15 protein-coding genes are annotated in these 17,698 nt (G+C 55.1%); 10 read left to right on the top strand and 5 right to left on the bottom strand.

What is annotated here, in order from left to right; genetic code table 11:
* Positions 1 to 924: 924 nt before the first annotated feature.
* Positions 925 to 2,199: an oxalate/formate MFS antiporter gene (gene oxlT, locus ACR8BF_RS04985; RefSeq protein ID WP_434745646.1), complete on the top strand. Its 1,275-nt coding sequence runs from the start codon at positions 925 to 927 to the stop codon at positions 2,197 to 2,199.
* A gap of 64 nt (positions 2,200 to 2,263) precedes the next feature.
* On the opposite strand, the gene cirA is transcribed toward oxlT, so the two are convergent.
* Positions 2,264 to 4,237, bottom strand: coding sequence for a catecholate siderophore receptor CirA (cirA, locus tag ACR8BF_RS04980; RefSeq protein ID WP_434745645.1), 1,974 nt, complete (start codon positions 4,235 to 4,237; stop codon positions 2,264 to 2,266).
* Between the two features lie 50 nt (positions 4,238 to 4,287).
* Positions 4,288 to 5,394, bottom strand: coding sequence for an ABC transporter substrate-binding protein (locus tag ACR8BF_RS04975; RefSeq protein ID WP_434745918.1), 1,107 nt, complete (start codon positions 5,392 to 5,394; stop codon positions 4,288 to 4,290).
* A gap of 539 nt (positions 5,395 to 5,933) precedes the next feature.
* On the opposite strand from ACR8BF_RS04975, the gene ACR8BF_RS04970 reads away from it, so the two are divergent.
* The 3 genes from ACR8BF_RS04970 to ACR8BF_RS04960 all read left to right on the top strand — a co-directional run bounded on the left by ACR8BF_RS04970 (position 5,934) and on the right by ACR8BF_RS04960 (position 7,993).
* Complete coding sequence (locus tag ACR8BF_RS04970) at positions 5,934 to 6,179, top strand: YmjA family protein (protein ID WP_179894994.1); 246 nt, start codon at positions 5,934 to 5,936, stop codon at positions 6,177 to 6,179.
* Between the two features lie 144 nt (positions 6,180 to 6,323).
* Positions 6,324 to 6,812 (top strand): cold-shock protein, encoded by a 489-nt coding sequence (locus ACR8BF_RS04965; RefSeq protein ID WP_179894993.1) that lies wholly within the window; start codon positions 6,324 to 6,326, stop codon positions 6,810 to 6,812.
* Positions 6,813 to 7,138: 326 nt separating this feature from the next.
* On the top strand, positions 7,139 to 7,993 hold the full coding sequence (locus ACR8BF_RS04960) for a PA4780 family RIO1-like protein kinase (RefSeq protein ID WP_179894992.1): 855 nt from the start codon (positions 7,139 to 7,141) through the stop codon (positions 7,991 to 7,993).
* A 57-nt stretch (positions 7,994 to 8,050) separates the two neighbouring features.
* Here the strand turns inward: ACR8BF_RS04960 and mgtU are convergent, their stop codons facing one another.
* Both mgtU and mgtA read right to left on the bottom strand, forming a co-directional pair.
* Positions 8,051 to 8,137: a magnesium transporter protection protein MgtU gene (gene mgtU / locus ACR8BF_RS04955; RefSeq protein ID WP_370463438.1), complete on the bottom strand. Its 87-nt coding sequence runs from the start codon at positions 8,135 to 8,137 to the stop codon at positions 8,051 to 8,053.
* Between the two features lie 10 nt (positions 8,138 to 8,147).
* Complete coding sequence (gene mgtA / locus ACR8BF_RS04950; protein ID WP_292991281.1) at positions 8,148 to 10,850, bottom strand: magnesium-translocating P-type ATPase; 2,703 nt, start codon at positions 10,848 to 10,850, stop codon at positions 8,148 to 8,150.
* Positions 10,851 to 11,508: 658 nt separating this feature from the next.
* Between mgtA and ACR8BF_RS04945 the strand changes: the two genes are divergently transcribed.
* The 6 genes from ACR8BF_RS04945 (at position 11,509) to speG (ending at position 17,229) form a co-directional block, all read left to right on the top strand.
* Positions 11,509 to 13,077, top strand: coding sequence for an ABC transporter substrate-binding protein (locus ACR8BF_RS04945; protein WP_179894990.1), 1,569 nt, complete (start codon positions 11,509 to 11,511; stop codon positions 13,075 to 13,077).
* On the top strand, positions 13,077 to 14,129 hold the full coding sequence (locus tag ACR8BF_RS04940) for an ABC transporter permease (protein WP_179894989.1): 1,053 nt from the start codon (positions 13,077 to 13,079) through the stop codon (positions 14,127 to 14,129). The genes ACR8BF_RS04945 and ACR8BF_RS04940 overlap by 1 nt, the downstream gene beginning before the upstream one ends.
* Positions 14,126 to 14,983, top strand: coding sequence for an ABC transporter permease (locus ACR8BF_RS04935; protein ID WP_010257750.1), 858 nt, complete (start codon positions 14,126 to 14,128; stop codon positions 14,981 to 14,983). The genes ACR8BF_RS04940 and ACR8BF_RS04935 overlap by 4 nt, the downstream gene beginning before the upstream one ends.
* A complete protein-coding gene (locus ACR8BF_RS04930) occupies positions 14,973 to 15,803 on the top strand; it encodes an ABC transporter ATP-binding protein (protein WP_314985645.1) in 831 nt (276 codons plus the stop codon). The genes ACR8BF_RS04935 and ACR8BF_RS04930 overlap by 11 nt, the downstream gene beginning before the upstream one ends.
* A complete protein-coding gene (locus ACR8BF_RS04925) occupies positions 15,796 to 16,473 on the top strand; it encodes an ABC transporter ATP-binding protein (protein ID WP_179894987.1) in 678 nt (225 codons plus the stop codon). The genes ACR8BF_RS04930 and ACR8BF_RS04925 overlap by 8 nt, the downstream gene beginning before the upstream one ends.
* Before the next feature lie 210 nt (positions 16,474 to 16,683).
* Positions 16,684 to 17,229, top strand: a complete 546-nt coding sequence (gene speG / locus ACR8BF_RS04920) for a spermidine N1-acetyltransferase (RefSeq protein WP_003850356.1) — start codon at positions 16,684 to 16,686, stop codon at positions 17,227 to 17,229.
* On the opposite strand, the gene ACR8BF_RS04915 is transcribed toward speG, so the two are convergent.
* Entirely contained in the window at positions 17,230 to 17,649 is a 420-nt protein-coding gene (locus tag ACR8BF_RS04915) for a hypothetical protein (protein WP_003850357.1), read from the bottom strand.
* Positions 17,650 to 17,698: the final 49 nt, after the last annotated feature.

Genomic DNA, 17,698 nt, shown 5'->3' with positions numbered 1-17,698 from the left:
ACGGTTAAGTGCAATCTCAACCCGGACAAAATCGAGGCGGTCTAGCCACGCCCAGAATTGTTGACCAATCATCTTTGATTAAAACAAGCTACCCCAGAAACTTCCGCTTCTGGCACAAAGCGGACCATTGACAACATCAGCGTCTAATAACCTCACATTATCATAGTGGCTCAGTTTGCTTTTTGTCATCTTGGCTAAGGTGGTCACCAAAAGTGCATACTAGTGTACATCTCGCCTCAAATCATTCATTACCTAATGAATTGAAATTTATAAAAAAAAGCCAAAAGTGAACAGTGTGAATACTTCTCTCTAAAATCATTTTAATTGTATCTAGCGCCGGGCATTCGTTATCCTTGCTGTGCTGCTTCAGCGTATGAGATCCAATAATTGGTACACGTTTAGGTACACAAACCAAAGTTGAATTGAAAAAAAACAACTAATTTCAAATGATTGTGTACTCTGTTCAGACTCCGCCAGCTCCACCAAAATCCTTGGTTGATGGTTACCAGAACCATCATCGAAGTCCTGAGAGCCCGCAAGGTGAAAACCTTGCGGGCTTTTTTGTGTCCTCACTTCGAACATTTCAAACATCTGATCCTCTTTTTCCGATAACGTCTTTCTGAGCATCACATTGAATATCAGAATGTACCGGATGGCCTTTCTGATTCGCTATCAACCGTCTCCCACGCACCATCCCGGCGCACTCATTTTTTGCACTCCATCAAATTTATTCTGCCTGTAATTCTATTACTAATTGAATTTAATGATTTTTTTAAACTGGCACATATCCTGCTTCGTCGCGTTATGTACATCAGGGATTTGGCATCAGCAGATATTGATGTGAATCGTGCAATGCCAGAACAATGTGTAAACAGAGCAGACTGATTTCAGCTGTGTAGCAGAGCGTAATGTGGAGACATAATAATGACCTCGATAAGCGAACCGGTGGTAATAGCGAAACACAGTAAGTGGGTGCAGCTTCTGCTTGGACTCATTTGCATGGCGGCTATTTCCAGCCCGCAGTACGTCTGGACGCTGTTGACCAAACCGATGATTGCCAGACTCGGCGTCGGGCTGGCGGAACTTCAGGTCACCTTCTCGCTGCTGATTATTCTGCAGACCTTTTTTTCACCCTTCCAGGGTCGGCTGGTTGAGCGTTTTGGTCCACGTCTGCTGATATCCATCGGTACGCTGATGGCCGGCTTCAGCTGGGTAATCGCGGCCCGGGTCGACAGCCTGACTGCACTCTATCTGGTCTATGGCTGCCTGGGCGGACTGGGGACGGGTATTGTTTATATCGGCGTGGTGGGACTGGTGATGAAGTGGTTTCCACAGCAGCGCGGTTTTGCCGCCGGAACCGTGGCGGCGGGCTACGGCATGGGCGCAATTTTTACCACCTTCCCGATTTCCATTTCTCTGAATAGCTATGGACTGGAACAGACGATGACGACATTTGGCCTCATCTTCGCTGCCGTAGGTCTTCTCGCCAGCCAGAACCTGAGGCTGCCTGAAAGCAGCGCGATGATGCCGGTCAGCAACACATCGTCGCCCTTGCGGGGCCAGCGCCAGTTTAAATCCAGGGAAATGCTGCGCCAGCCGCTGTTCTGGCTGATGTTCATGATGATGACCATGATGTCGACCTCAGGGCTGATGGTCACCTCGCAGATGGCGATTTTTGCCGAAGACTTCGGCATCAGTAAGGCAGTCGTTTTCGGAATGGCCGCCCTGCCCCTGGCGCTGACCATCGACCGTTTCACTAACGGTTTAACGCGCCCCCTGTTTGGTTTTATTTCCGACCGCTACGGCCGCGAAAATACCATGTTTATTGCCTTCGCACTGGAAGGTGTTGCGATGACGCTGTGGCTTGCCTGCCGCGAAGATCCCGTACTGTTCGTTCTGCTTTCAGGCGTCGTGTTCTTCGGCTGGGGTGAAATCTTCTCGCTGTTCCCCTCCACACTGACCGACACCTTTGGCAGCGAAAATGCCTCAACAAATTATGGCTGGCTCTATATGTCGCAGGGTATAGGTTCGATCTTTGGTGGCCCGCTGGCAGCCCTGATGTATCAACACACCCATAACTGGCACCTGGTATTTGGCTGCGCGATTACCTTCGACTTCATCACCGCCGGTCTGGCGTTGTGGGTGCTCAAGCCCTGGCGTACGCGATTCATGCACGCGCAAAATAATCTTTCACACTGATTATCGGTAGCGAACAAAACGCTTGAAACAGCCGGGACGTTAACCGTCCCGGCCTCGGTTAACGCTAGAAACTATAATCCACGGCCGCAAAGTATCTGCGCCCATCTTCGTTATAGCTGTAGTCGTCGCGGTTGAGATCTTTATCTGTCAGGTTCAGAACCCCTGCCCGGATCTTCACCGCTTTGTTCACCTTATACGACCCGCCGGTATTCCAGACGGTATATCCACCCGGTGTAGCGTTGCCGTCGGTCACGGTGCGGCTCTTGCCTTTATAATTCGCGGAAAGATAGAAGCTCCAGTCCTCCAGCGGTTTCCAGTCGAGGGTCGCATTACTCGTATGGAACGGCAGTTCGGACAACGGTTTGTTGCCGCCGTTACTTTGGTCGCGGGCGTCGTTATAGGTGTAATTCAGTTTGAGGTTCAGCGTATCGGAGACCGGCAGACCGAGTTCAGTTTCCAGCCCGCGGATACGTGCTTTATTCACGTTGTAATACCGGAAGATCGGATTGCCACTGGCATCAAATCCGGCAAAGTTCTGATAGGTCTGTGCCAGATTGCGGTTAGCGGTGCGGATAACCGTGATCATGTCGTCGATGTCGTTCTGAAACACCGTTGCGCTGGCGGTCACATCTTCGAGCAGACCTTCCTGACCGGCATAATACAGGCCGAATTCCACGCTTTCGCTGGTTTCCGCTTTCAGATCCTTGCTGCCTACAACATTACAACTGCCGCGGCAGGAAGCACTTTGCCAGTCCGGGCTCAGCTGCAGTAAAGAAGGCGCTTTGAAAGCGGATGCCCAGCCGCCTTTCATTGTGACCGTATCGGTGGCGTTGTAAACCAGATAAGCACGCGGACTCCAGTTGACGCCGTAGTTTTGGTGGTCATCCATACGCACGCCGCCGGTCAGCGCCAGGTTTTCAAAGATGTGCCACTCATCTTCCAGGAACAGCGCGTACTGATTCGCCTGCGCGCTGCCGCCGTTTTTCATATTTACCGCGTCTTCGAGTTTATCGTTGCGGTATTCGCCGCCGAACGTCAGGAACTGGGTGTAATCGCCTAACGGGATCACAACTTTGCCATCGAGAGTGTTATTTTTCGAGGTGATGGTTTCGGTGTTTTTATTTTCGATTTTTTCACCGTAGAACCGCAGTTCGGTGTTCGCCCCTCCCCAGCGTCCATTGTGGCCGAGCGAGTAGTTTTCGCGCTCAATACGGTTTTTATCCAGCGAGTCGGAATCACGATCCTGACGATCCTTCCCGTATCCAAACGTGATGTCCTGATCTTTATCCGGGGTCAGGGAAAATTCGACGTTAGCGTTACGCGATGTGTAGCCTTCGATACGTGGCTGACCGGTGCTGCCGCTGGCCGAACTGGCCTGATCTTTCTCGCGCTTACCCAGCGCACCGTAAACTTTCACACCCAGTAAATCGTCAACGAGCGGACCACTGGCAAAGACATTACCGTTGCCACTGTCGCCACGATCGCGGTGTTCCTGAACGGTGGTATCGGCGCTCAACGTGCCGTGCCATTGCGTGCCAACTTTACGGGTAATGATGTTAACCACGCCGCCCAGCGCATCGGAACCATATAAAGACGACATCGGCCCGCGCACCACTTCTATACGTTCGATCGATTCCGCCGGGATCCAGCTCAGATCGAAATCGTTATGGCGGAATACGGCATTGCGGGAATTTACGCGTTTGCCGTCGACCAGGATCAGCGTATAGCCGCTGCCCAGTCCGCGGATGCTGACGCCCTGACGGTTGTCGCTTTCATTGGTGATCTGTACGCCCGGAACGTCTTTCAGCACATCTTTGAGATTTTGTACCGGTTTCTTCTGCAGATCGTCGCGGGTTATTACGCTGATACTTGCAGGCGCATCTTTAAGATTCTGTTCAATCGAGGAGGCAGTGACCACCATCTGCTCTTCATTCTCTTTCACTTCGCTGGCGTCTTCCGCCATCACCGGCATCGCGGCAGCAATCAGTTGCGCGAGCAGCCCGGCTTTAACGGCCGGTGTAAATTTAACCTTAACCATCTTGTCTCTCCGTGATGTTTAAAGCCCCGGCAGCCGGGGCAAAGTCCCTTTTACTCGGTCCAGTAAGTGCCGGTCGGTTCGACGGCGAGGAACTGTTTATAGAGTTGTTTTTGCGTTTGCTGCGGATCGAGATCGGCAAACTTCTGCGGATAAAACGCTTTGGCGAAGAGCTGCACGGCCAGCACGTTATAGGGGGAGTTGTAATAGTTGTGCCAGATGCCAAAACTGCGGCCCTCTTCCACCGCTTTCAGCGTGTTGATGCCTTTACGCGCCAGCAGTGGCTTCAGGCTGGCGCTCGCCTGTTGCGGTGTGGTCTGCGCGCCCAGCACTAAACCGGCGGGTAGCGTATCGCCCGCTTTTGGCGGGTTGGCGCCACCGCTGACCAGGTACACATCCGGTTGCGCAGCGATAACTTTTTCCAGATTCACCTGGCCGAGCGCGCCAGGGAGCAGCGGTCGGGCGATATTCACGCCACCCGCCAGATCGATAAAGTCACCCATGTTGCCGTTACCGGCTGAGCGGCAACATTCATCCGCCGTGGAGGCGCGCAGTTCGATAAAGACTTTCGGTTTATCCTGCTGAGGAATCTCTTTAGTTACGTCGGTGACACGCCTGATATTGTCCTGATAGAAGCGGATATAGTCCTGCGCCTGCTTCTCGCGGTTCAGGATTTTGCCCAGCAGTTCCATACTCGGCAGGGTATTTTTGAGCGGAGAAGTACGGAAATCAACAAACACTACGGGAACACCGGCGTTTTGCAGCTGTTTCACCAGCTCACTGTTTTTGCCCGGCCCATGGCCTGACAAACCGAAAATCGCCAGCTGCGGATTCAGCGTCAGCACTTTTTCCGGGCTGATGGTGTCGGCGCTGGTGGTGCCAATCAGCGGAATGTTGTCGATCTGCGGGAATTTCGCCCGATAAGTGGCATAGGTTTGCGGGTCAAGCTTACGGAAATCGCCCTGCCAGCCGACGATACGGTCAAACGGTTTCTGGCCCTCAAGCAGCGAAAGAGCGAAGAACAAGCGGCCCTCTCCGAGCACTACGCGCTGAACATCATTCGGTACGGTAACCGTGCGCCCCGCAACGTCTGTGACGGTGACCGCCTGTGCCGTTACACTGAGCAAGCCGAATGTGAGGCCTGCGAATCCGGCAGCCATCTGCTTGCCAGAAAGCACTTTTAATAGTGTCTGAGGATAATTCATCTTCTTCCGATTCCTTTTCGTTTCCCTGAAGAGGAACGAACAATAATGTAAACGATAACTACTATCAATTACATTTACATTTGGAGGGATCTTTAAATCTGAAGGGGGGCGCGCACGAAAATGAGGATGACTGAAAACCTCAACGAAGCCCTGGAAGCGTATACGGGACGTGTTACGACGTCATAGCGTGAGGCATGCTTCAGGACTTCATACACTCCTCACAATTTACCCTGACTCTCGTTTGCCTGAATATTCTGTTTAATGCGATGGGAATAGGTCGGGTTAAGTCAATAACCTCTCTATCAGTCGATTCCCTGGCGAGAGGTAACGCTCAGGCTCTTTGCAGTCGAAAATAGCGGCCTTCCTCACTCCTTACTCAGCAAGCTTCCTCACTCCCCTTTACAGCCCCAACCCAAACACGAAATAATCTCCCTTCGAGCCAGACCACGTATGACGGTAAGGCCTTAACTTAACTTCAACGCTGCGGACACCCTATGAATAACGAAATTTCCCTTAAATACTATGATGTCGCAGATGAGTATGCGACGGAGTCTGCTAAGCCCGTGAGCGAAGCAGAACGTACCCCGCTGGCGCATTACTTCCAGCTGCTGATCACCCGTTTGATGAACAACGAAGAGATCAGTGAAGCATCGCAGCAGGATATGGCGCGTGAAGCCGGCATTGATGAGCAGCGTATTGATGAAATCGCGGAGTTTTTGAACCGCTGGGGCAACGAGTAACTGTCACTCACCGCCAGACGAGTGAGCGCCATCCCCTCGCCATCTGGCGCAGCTGAAAATTATCATCCAGACTTATATAGTCTGTGCAGGCATTGTGTTTTACACTGCGCGCTGTAAAAAACTGAGTAGATTAAGCAGGCAAAAATGGCGATGAACGGAACGATCACAACCTGGTTTGAAGATAAAGGTTTTGGCTTTATCAAAGATGAAAACGGCGATAACCGCTATTTTCATGTGATTAAGGTCGCCAACCCTGACCTGATCAAAAAAGATGCGGCGGTGACCTTTGAACCCACCACCAACAACAAAGGCTTGTCCGCCTATGCGGTGAAAGTGGCACCGACAAGCAAATACATCTATATCGCAGGTGAGCGTCTGAAGATCACCTCGATTAAGTCTTATCTGGTCTACAACGAAGAAGTCCCGGTCGATGCCGGTGTCGACAAAGAGAACGCCGTGCTGTCAGTCGGTCTGTTGCTGAATAATATCCGGCCGAAATCTGACCCTGACGCCAGTGAGATGCGCTCGCTGAAAAAGCTGGCAGTGACCACCTTCCAGGGAACGACACTGATCTTCTCCGAAGATGAGATCGACATTGAAAGCACGGTTAAGGTGCTTAAAGGCCTGAAATAATCCCGCAGTCAGAGCCGAAATTCTGTTTCAGGATTTCGGCTCTGACGTCCCACCAGCCGGCTTTTCAGGCACATTTCTCTGACACAACATCCCCGGCCGCCGGGTTGATCCGCGACAAAGCACTCCTCTTGCAGATAAAACTGCCCTGTACTCCCCCCTAATCTATATGTTTATGATAAAACACAGGTCAAAAGCGCAGGTCATCAAGGTTCATCCCCACAAGGCGACTTTCCAGGGTAGAATCGGAGACTTTGTTCAGTCATTGCCAATGTTTTCCATCATCGCAAAGTGATACGAAAAGCGGGTGAAATAAGGTATAAAGCCGCATGAAAATCCCAAACAGAATCCAGCCACTGGTCGATGACGGCCTGATTGACGATGTCCTGCAGCGGCTGAAAAGCGGCAAAGAAGCAGACGTCTATACCGTGCTATGCGGCGGCAAAGTGCAGTGCGCCAAAGTCTATAAAGAAGCGACCCAGCGTAGCTTCAAGCAGGCGGTGCAGTATCAGGAAGGACGTAAAACCCGTAACAGCCGTAACGCCCGCGCGATGCAGAAAGGTACGAAGTTCGGCCGCAAGCAGCAGGAAGAGTCCTGGCAGACCGCCGAAGTCGATGCCCTGTTCCGCCTGGCTAACGCCGGTGTTCGCGTGCCCCAGCCTTATCTCTGCATAGACGGTGTATTGCTGATGGAGCTGGTGACCGACGCCAATGGCTCAGTTGCGCCACGTCTCAGCGATGTCTCTTTGTCTGAAGAGGAGGCGGTCACCGATTTCCACACCATGATTCGCAACATCGTGCGCATGCTCTGTGCCGGTATCGTGCATGGCGACTTATCAGAGTTCAATGTGCTGCTGGATGATCAGGGACCCGTGATCATCGACCTGCCACAGGCGGTTGATGCCGCAGCCAATAACCATGCCGAGTCGATGTTTGAGCGCGACGTAGACAACATTACCTCCTACTACGGCCAGTTCGCTCCGCAGCTTCTGAAGACGCGCTATGCCAAAGAGATCTGGCTTCTGTATGAAGATGGCAAGCTGACCCCCGAAACGCCGCTTACCGGCGAGTTCGTGGAAGAAGAGCGTGTGGTGGATATGGATTCTCTGATGGATGAGATCATCACCGCAGAAGATGAATATTACGAGCGTCAGCGCGCCAGCCGTGAGCGCGACGAAGAGTAAATAAAAAGGCAGCGAGTAGACTCGCTGCCTTTTTACTATCGCACTATCACAACGCCCTCACCGCACGATGACCGTCAGCGCAATCAGAGTTAAGCCGATGATCATCACGCCGACAAATACCTTATCGAGCCTGTTTTTTTTCATCTTCGCCTCCCTAGAACCACTGACCAAAACGGCGGATGTAGAAACGTTTCATGCCCTGCGCGACCAGGCAGTAGCTGAACAGCGTCAGCACCAGCCACGGGAAGTATTGCCATGGCAGTGGCACCAGACCGACCATCGCGCCCAGCGGTGAGAACGGAATCAGAATGCCCAGCACCATCACGGCTAGCGTGGTCAGCATCACCGGTAAGGTGGCGCGACTCTGGATAAACGGAATCTTCCGGGTACGCAGCATATGTACCACCAGCGTCTGAGACAGCAGCCCCTCAATAAACCAGCCGGACTGGAACAGCGACTGCACGCCAGCATGATTAGCACCGAATACGAACCACATCAGCGCAAACGTTGTGATGTCAAAAATTGACGACGTCGGCCCCATCCACAGCATGAAGCGTTTGATGTTGCCAGCATCCCATTTACGCGGCTTATTCAGAAACTCACGGTCAACCTTGTCCCACGGCAGCGCCAGCTGTGAGACGTCATACATCAGGTTCTGAATCAGCAGATGAATCGACAGCATCGGCAGAAACGGAATAAAGGCACTGGCCACCAGCAGCGAGAAAACGTTGCCGAAGTTCGAGCTGGCGGTCATGTTGAGATACTTGATGATGTTGCCAAAGGTCTCACGTCCTTTGAGTACACCCTCATTCAGCACCTGCAGATCTTTCTCCAGCAGGATAATGTCCGATGAGGCTTTCGCCACATCTGCCGCGCTGTCCACGGAAATCCCGGTGTCGGCCGCCCGCAGTGCGGGCGCGTCATTGATGCCATCGCCAAGGAATCCGACGGTGTGACCGTTCTGCTGCATCAACCGCACCAGACGTGATTTCTGCAGCGGTGTCAGCTGAGCAAACAGGGTGCAACGCTCCGCTTCCAGCGCCAGTTCATCGTCATTCATCGCCTCAATCTGATCGCCGGTCAGCATGGCCGGATCGGTCAGCCCGACATCGGCACAGACCCGCAGCGTGACCAGCGGATTGTCGCCGGTCAGCACTTTCACCGTGACGCCGCTGTCGCGCAGAGCTTTAATCGCCTTACCTGCACTGGCTTTCGGCGGATCGCGGAAGGTCAGCATGCCCTGGATAACCAGATCGCGCTCATCACTGTCGCTGAGCGGCGCGCGCAGCTCGCCATCCCGTGTCGCCACCAGCAGCACACGATAGCCCTGCTGATGATAGTGTTCAGTCTGCGCCAGCAGCGCCGCACGCTGCGCCGCATCCAGTGCAACTACCGCATCGCCCTTCCGCACGGCAGTGCTCACCGCCAGCATCTCTTCCACTGCGCCTTTGCAGATCAGCTGTGAACGATGCTGAGCCAGATTCTCCACCAGCACCGACACCCGGCGGCGGGTAAAATCGAACGGCAGTTCATCGACCAGCTGAAACTGGCTGCGCTGAGACTGGGAAATGATTTTATCGCCCACGCTGAGCACAGCGCGGTCCATCAGGTTTTTCACGCCACTCTGGCTGCCGCTGTTAAGCCATGCCAGCAGCAGCACCTCTGCATCGTCATTGCCCTGCGCGTCCAGATGATGGGACAGCAGTATGGTGTCCTGGGTCAGCGTGCCGGTTTTATCCGTGCAGAGCACATCCATCGCGCCGAGGTTCTGAATGGCGTTGAGCTTTTTGACGATCACTTTGCGACGAGACATCGCAACCGCGCCTTTGGCCAGGTTGGCGCTGACAATCATCGGCAACATTTCCGGCGTCAGCCCGACCGCAACCGCCAGGGCAAACAGCGTGGCATCCATCCAGTCGCCTTTGGTGAAGCCGTTAATCAGCAGCACTACTGGCACCATCACCAGCATGAAGCGGATCAGCAGCTTACTGACGCTGTTGACACCGCGATCAAACGCGGTCTGCGGACGGCTGCCGGTCAGTGATGAAGCCAGCGAGCCAAACCAGGTTTCGCCGCCGGTCGCCACCACCACTGCACTGGCTGTGCCGCTGGCCACGCTGGTGCCCATCAGGCAGAGATTCGGTGACGCCAGCAGCTCTTGAGCGGTCTGGCCTTCGCCATCGATACCCACATCACTGCTGTGTTTCTCAACGGGCAGCGACTCGCCGGTCAGCACGGCTTCACTGATAAACAGGTTACGTGAACTCAGCAGGCGAACATCGGCTGGCACCTGGTCGCCGGTGCTGAGCAGAATGATATCGCCCGGCACCAGTTCACGCATATCCACATCCTGGCGCTGCGCGGTTTCGCTGTCTGCCTCACGCCGCAGCACGGTGACCTGGCTGCGAACCAGTGACTTCAGCGCCTGCGCCGCCCGGTTGGTACGAAACTCCTGCCAGAAGCGCAACAGCCCGCTCAGCATCACCATGGTGCAGATGATGATCACCCCGGAAAGATCGGTTTCCTGACCGGCGCGCAGCGGCAGCCAGAAGTCAGTCACAAAACTCACCAGCGCCAGGACCAGTAGTACGTAAATAAACGGGTTATTAAATGCCATCAGCAGCTGAATCAGCGCTGGTGGTGCTTTCTCATGAGCCACTTCATTGCGGCCATATAAAGCCAGTCGTTTCGCCGCTTCCGCCTGAGTCAGCCCCTGACGATGGCTGCGCAGGTTGTTCAGCGTGATCTCAATGTGCTGGCCTGCCTGCTGTGCCACAGCAAACATTTTTTTACTTTTTTTATCAACGCGGTTGCCACTTGAATTGATCGCAACCTGTTCCAGTTTCATGTCGCTCATTTCGACATCTCCCTGATTTAAAGCAATAGTCGTTCTGCACGCAAAATAAGGTGCATAGATAAAACCTGGCGTGACCGGGTTATTTAATTCAGCGACCTTCAGGAATAATCACGTTATTCCGCCTGCGCATAAAATAACGACGCACACAGGGTTAGCCGACGTCGGTTAAACGCAGCGTGTTGAAAGTCTGAGATCGGCAATCGGGCGTAGACTGAGCTACGCCAGTCGGGGTGGAGGAAAAAGAGCGAATACAAACAGCAGCATAACGCGCACTCCTGTGGATGGCAGGATTAAAAATAAGGAGCGCGATCGTTAATTAAAGCGGGGATCGCTGCTCGCCGGGTGGCAAGCAGCATAGGAAATTCAGCTTGCCAGAATTAACGTTAATCTCGTATCACTGTCCAACTGAATTCTCCTGAAGTTATCTGCCGCCATTATAAAGAGAGGCGGGCTTCGGTAAAGCAATAATGCCCTGAATAATGCTTTCGTTGAGGATTTGTTTCTGCTCAGATTGCCGTTTCGTTAACACTGTAGCGATCTTCTTATAACCACCAGCTAACCCTTATAACCTTTTGGCATATGATTAGCCCATATTCGACTATTCTTCGCATCGGCCCTTTCGTAAACTCGCGTAACTTTTTAGAGGCAAGGAAATTTCATGAAAACTATAATTCCATCACTGCTGGCGCTGACGCTGGCTGCCGCCTTCACAGCACAGGCCGCAACACCGAAAGATACCCTGGTGATTGCACAATCTACTGACGATGCCGACAGCTTCGACCCGGCCAAAGGGTTTGAACTGACCAGCGTTCAGGCTTTTACAAACATCTATCAGCGTCTGGTGCAGTCTGATCCGCAGAATCCGGTGGATCTGAAACCTACTCTGGCGACCTCATGGCAGCCCGGCAGCGACAACCGCAGCCTGACCTTTGAACTGCGCAAAGATGCGAAATTCTCCACCGGCAACCCGCTGCGTCCGGAAGATGTGATCTTCTCGCTGGGCCGCGTGGTGAAGCTGAACCTCGATCCCTCTTTCATCCTGACGCAGCTTGGCTGGACCAAAGATAACGTCGATGGCTTCCTGAAGAAAGTCGACGACAATCACGTGCAGATCAGCTGGACCGCTAACGTCAGTCCGACCTATGTGCTGAGCCTGCTCTCTGCCCCGGTTTCTTCCATCATCGATGAAAAAACCGCGATGGCGAACGAGAAGAACGGCGATTTTGGTAACGCCTGGCTGGCAACCCACTCTGCGGGCAGCGGTCCGTATCAGATCCGTAAAGTGGTGATGCATCAGGTCGTGCTGCTCAGCGCTAACCCGACCTCACCGGCGGGCGCGCCGAAGATGAAGAATATCCTGATCAAAAACGTACCGGAACCGGCTGCGCGTCGTCTGCTGCTGGAACAGGGCGATGCCGATATCGCCCGTAACCTGGGTGCCGATCAGATCGCCGCGCTCAACGGCAAGAAAGGCGTGAAGACGGAAGCGATTCCAATGGCGTCCCTCTACTACATCCAGTTCAACATCGGCGCGAACGAGACGATGAAGAATCCAGCCTTCTGGGAAGCGGCACGCTATCTGTGGGATTACAAAGGCATCGCTAACGAGCTGCTGAAAGGTCAGTTCGACGTGCATCAGAGTTTCCTGCCGAAGGGCTTCCTGGGCGCGATCAACGACACGCCATACAGCTACGATCCGGAAAAAGCCAAAGCGATTCTGAAGAAAGCGGGCCTGAGCAACGTGACGTTCAAGCTTTCTACCAGCAACCAGCCGCCTTATCTGGATATCGCGCAGGCGCTGCAGGGCAGCTTCGCCAAAGCGGGTGTGAAAGTGGAAGTGGTGCCGGGCCTGAGCTCAGAGGTGTCCACCAACGTGAAAGCACATAAATATGAAGCGACACTGAACGCCTGGGGCTCTGACTATTTCGATCCGAACACCAATGCCGCCTCGTTTGCTTATAACCCGGAAGATGGCAGCAAAACCATCGCTTACCGTTCAGACTGGCACACTCCGGAGCTGAACAAGCAGGTGATTGCGGCGACTGCGGAAAGTGATCCGAAGAAGCGCATCGCGCTGTATGAAGCGATGCAGCGTGAAGTCATGAAGAACTCACCTTACGTGATTGGGATGCAGGCGAAGAACCTGATCGCCCTGCGCGACAACCTGAAAGGCTATGTGCAGGGTATCAACCCTGACATGGTGTATTACTCGCAGGTCACTAAGTAATGGCACAGTCTGTACCTTCAGCCGGGTTCGCCCGGCTTTTTTGGCAGCGTGGCGGACGGCTGATCGGTAGCGTGTTATCGCTGCTGGTCACGCTGCTTGGCCTGCTCGCCTTCACCTTTATGCTGTCGCATCTCTCGCCGATCGATCCGGTACAGCAGATCGCCGGCGATCACGCCAGTGAAGCAACCTATGCGCAGGTGCGTCATGATTTGGGTCTTGATGAGCCGGTGCTGATGCAGTTCTGGCGCTACGTCGAACATCTGGCGCACGGCGATTTGGGTGTCTCCCGCCTGACTAATCAGTCGGTGAGCGGCGACCTGATGACCACCTTCCCCGCCACCATTGAACTGGCAACCTGCGCGATGATCTTCGCGGTGGTGTTCGGCGTTTCGCTGGCGCTGCTTGCGGCGTGGAAACCGGGCAGCTGGATCGATAACCTTGCCCGCTTTATCTCGCTGCTGGGCTACTCGGTGCCGGTGTTCTGGCTCGGCCTGCTGGGCCTGCTGCTGTTTTATGCGGTGCTGCACTGGTCCGCCGGACCGGGACGGCTTGATGATATCTGGGTCTATACCCTGGAGCCGAAGACCGGTTTTGTGCTGATTGACAGCTGGCTGTCGGGCGAACCGGAGATGTTCCGCAACGCGATTGCACACCTCTGGCTGCCGGTAGTGATCCTCGGCCTGCTGGCGATGGCGGGCATTACCCGCCTGCTGCGTGCTGCGCTGCTGGAAGAGAGTAGCAAAGAGTATGTGGTGCTGGCGCGTGCCAAAGGCGCGGGTCGGGTACGCATCCTGCTGCGCCATATTTTCCCCAACGTGCTGGGCACGCTGGTCACGGTGATTGCCCTCTCCTACGCAACCCTACTGGAAGGCTCGGTGCTGACCGAAACCGTCTTCGCCTGGCCGGGTGTGGGTCGCTATATGACCAATGCGCTGTTCTCCGGCGATGTGCCGGCGATTCTGGGCTCAACCCTGTTGATCGGCGGCTGCTTTATTCTGATTAATACCCTGGCGGATGTCTTAACCTGGTTAACCGATCCGAGAACCCGATGACGCAACAACTCTCTGAACTCGAAACGCTGCGACCACGCCGTCGCCGTCAACGCGTTACCTCGTTAACCGTTGGCCTGACGCTGGTCGCGATTCTTATCCTGATGGCGCTGCTGGCGCCGCTGATTGCGCCGTTCGACCCAAATGTGCAGACCATGTCGAGTCGCCTTCTGGCACCGTCAGCGCAGCACTGGTTCGGCACCGATGGCTTTGGCCGCGATCTGCTGTCACGCGTCATTTACGGTGCGCGCCCGACTCTGCTGCTGGTGTCGCTGATCCTGGTGCTGACCATTCCGGCCGGACTGCTGATTGGCATCACCGCCGGTTATGTCGGCGGCTGGACCGAACGCCTGCTGATGCGCATTACCGATATCTTCCTGTCGCTGCCGAACCTGGTGATCGCGCTGGCGCTGGTGGCGATTCTCGGCCCTGGCCTGATGAACGGTGCGCTGGCACTGGCACTGACCAGCTGGCCGCCGTTTGCCCGCCAGGCCCGCGCTGAAACCCTGGCGCTGCGCCGTAGCGACTATCTTGCTGCCGCGCGGATGCAGGGGATTACCGGTTTTCGCCTGATGTTCGGTCATATTCTGCCGCTTTGCATGCCGACTGCGGTTGTGCGCGCTGCGCTAAGCCTGGGCGGGATTATCCTGGCTGCGGCCGGACTCGGTTTCCTCGGCATGGGCGTTCAGCCGCCAACGGCAGAATGGGGCTCAATGGTCGCCGAAGGCAGTAAAGTCATCTTCGATCAGTGGTGGGTTGCTGCTGCACCGGGCGCGGCTATTCTGTTTGCCAGCCTGGCCTTTAACCTGACAGGCGATGGCCTGCGCGACCGACTGGATACCCGTCATGCAAAATAATCTGCTCCTTGCCGAAGGGCTGACCATTCGCAGTGATGAAGCGCTGCTGGTCGATAACATTAGCTTTTCCGTGGGCCGCGAGCGTGTGGCGCTGGTCGGTGAATCCGGATCCGGCAAGTCACTGACTGCCCGCAGCCTGATGGGACTGCTCTCGCCCGCGCTGCATCTGCAGGCCAGCCAGCTTCAGGTGGCCGGTGAGAATGCACTGACGCTGAGTGAGCGTCACTGGAACCAGCTGCGCGGTAACCGCGTGGCGATGGTGATGCAGGACCCGAAATATGCCCTTAACCCGACGCGCACCATTGGCTGGCAGGTGGAAGAGCCGCTGATCCTGCATCGCCGCCTGAGTCGTGCCGAACGTAAAGAGAAAGTGTGTGACATGCTGGATGCGGTCGGCCTGCCCGATCCGCGTCGTCTGATGCAACAGTATCCGCATCAGCTCTCTGGCGGCATGGGCCAGCGTGTGATGCTGGCGATCGCGCTAATCACCGATCCTGACTTCCTGATCGCCGATGAACCTACCTCCGCGCTGGATCATGCCATGCGCGATCAGGTGCTGGCACTGATCCGCGGTCTGGTGGAAGCGCGCAATATGGGGTTGCTGCTGATCAGCCACGATTTGCAGCAGGTCTCAGAACATTGTGAGCGGGTGATGGTGATGTACAAAGGCCGGTTGCTGGATACGCTGCCCGCAGCCGAACTGCCCCACGCGACCCATCCTTATACCCGCACGCTGTGGGCCTGCCGTCCGGGCAAAGCGACTCATGGACAGACATTACCGGTACTGGATCGCGCTGCGCTGGAGGCCAATTATGATTGAGTTACACAATCTCAGCGTCGCCCACAAACAGGGTTATGACCTGCGCACGGTGGTGCATGAGGTCAACCTGGACGTTAACGCTGGCGAGTGTTTTGGTCTGGTGGGTCCGTCGGGCTGCGGCAAGTCGTCTCTGTTGTGGGTGCTGGCGGGTCTGAACCCACACTGGCAGGGCCAGATGCAGCTTGCCGGTCATGAGGTTCAGCCGGGCAAAGCCTTCACCGGCGCGCTGCGTCAGGAAGTGCAGATGGTGTTCCAGGATCCCTATGCCTCGCTGCATCCGCGTCACCGTTTGCGTCGTACGCTGTCGGAGCCGCTGAAGCTGCTGAAACGCGACAACATCAACGATCGTATCGATCAGGGCTTCCGTCACGTCGGACTCGATCCCGCACTGGCGGATCGCTATCCGCATCAGCTCTCTGGCGGTCAGCGTCAGCGCGTCGCTATCGTGCGCGCCCTGCTGCTGCAGCCGAAAATCCTGCTGCTGGATGAGCCGACGTCAGCGCTGGATATGTCCGTGCAGGCGGAGATCCTGAATCTGCTTAACGATCTGAAACAGCAGGATGGGCTGACGATGGTGCTGGTCAGCCACGATCCCGATGTTATCGATCACATGTGTGATCGTGCCGTGCGCATGGCGCAGGGTCGCATCATCGAACAGCTCTCTGCCTGAAGCCAGTCCGGGCGGCGTTAATCTGCCGTCCGGCACTGCAGTTTTCTCTCGCCTGTCTTAACGCTCCTCTATGCCCGCTGTTAACCTCTCCCCTCTCCTGCCACAACGGCACCCTATTCACTTAATCCAGCAAAGTATCCAGCGGCGCAAAACGCAGCGGCAGGCTGATGCGGTATAATCGCGACCACTATTTCATGAGAGGAAAAGGCTATGACGGTAAAACTGCGTCCGCTGGAGCGGGAAGATCTGCACTTTGTCCATCAGCTGGATAACAACGCCAGCGTGATGCGCTACTGGTTTGAGGAGCCGTATGAGGCCTTTGTCGAGCTGTCCGATCTCTACAACAAGCACATTCACGATCAGACCGAACGCCGCTTTGTGGTGGAGCACAGCGGGCAGAAAGCAGGATTAGTGGAACTGGTCGAGATTAACCATGTGCACCGCCGCGCCGAGTTTCAGATCATTATCGATCCGGCGCATCAGGGCAAAGGGCTGGCGACGCAGGCGGCTAAGCTGGCGATGGATTACGGCTTTTCGGTGCTGAATCTCTATAAGCTCTACCTGATTGTCGATCAGGAGAACGAAAAAGCGATCCACATCTACACCAAGCTCGGCTTCGAGATTGAAGGCGTGCTTAAACATGAGTTTTTCATTAACGGGGAGTACCGCAACACCATCCGCATGTGCATTTTCCAGCATCAGTATCTGGAACGCCATAAAACGCCAGGCGGAATGGTGAAGCCGACCGCGCAGTAATCAGCCGCGCGCGCCAACCGGGTTCATGAAGGGACGTGGATGTTCCGGCTTGAGGTCGTACATGCCGCCATAGAAAGGATCGACCAGCAGCCAGCCAGGGAATCCACCCAGCGGAATGTTGCCCAGCAGATACCAGAGGTTAGCGCGTGCCTCGATTGGCACTGTGACTGGCACATAGCCCGGACTTTCCAGCATCAGCAGATAGTGCTTTTTGCCGAAGTAGCGGCCGGTAGATTTTGCCAGCTCAACGGTCTGCGGCGTGAAACCCTGCGCAACCGCGTAGCCACGCTCATCCTGCACGGTGAAGCGCGCTCCCTGCGGCAGAGAGTCGATGCGCACCATTTGGGTTTCAGTGCCGACAATGGTGGCGCAGCCGCTAAGCAGCAGCGCGGCGGCCAGAGCCAGAATTCGCTGTTTCATGAAGGGGTCCACAGAGTGATCAATGATCAGAGTGTAGACCGCCCTCTCA

Origin of the sequence: Candidatus Pantoea rara, from assembly GCF_051136265.1 — a bacterium.
Classification (GTDB): domain Bacteria; phylum Pseudomonadota; class Gammaproteobacteria; order Enterobacterales; family Enterobacteriaceae; genus Pantoea; species Pantoea rara.
Note: the sequence above shows the minus strand (reverse complement) of the source record. Positions and strands in the feature narration are given on the sequence as shown.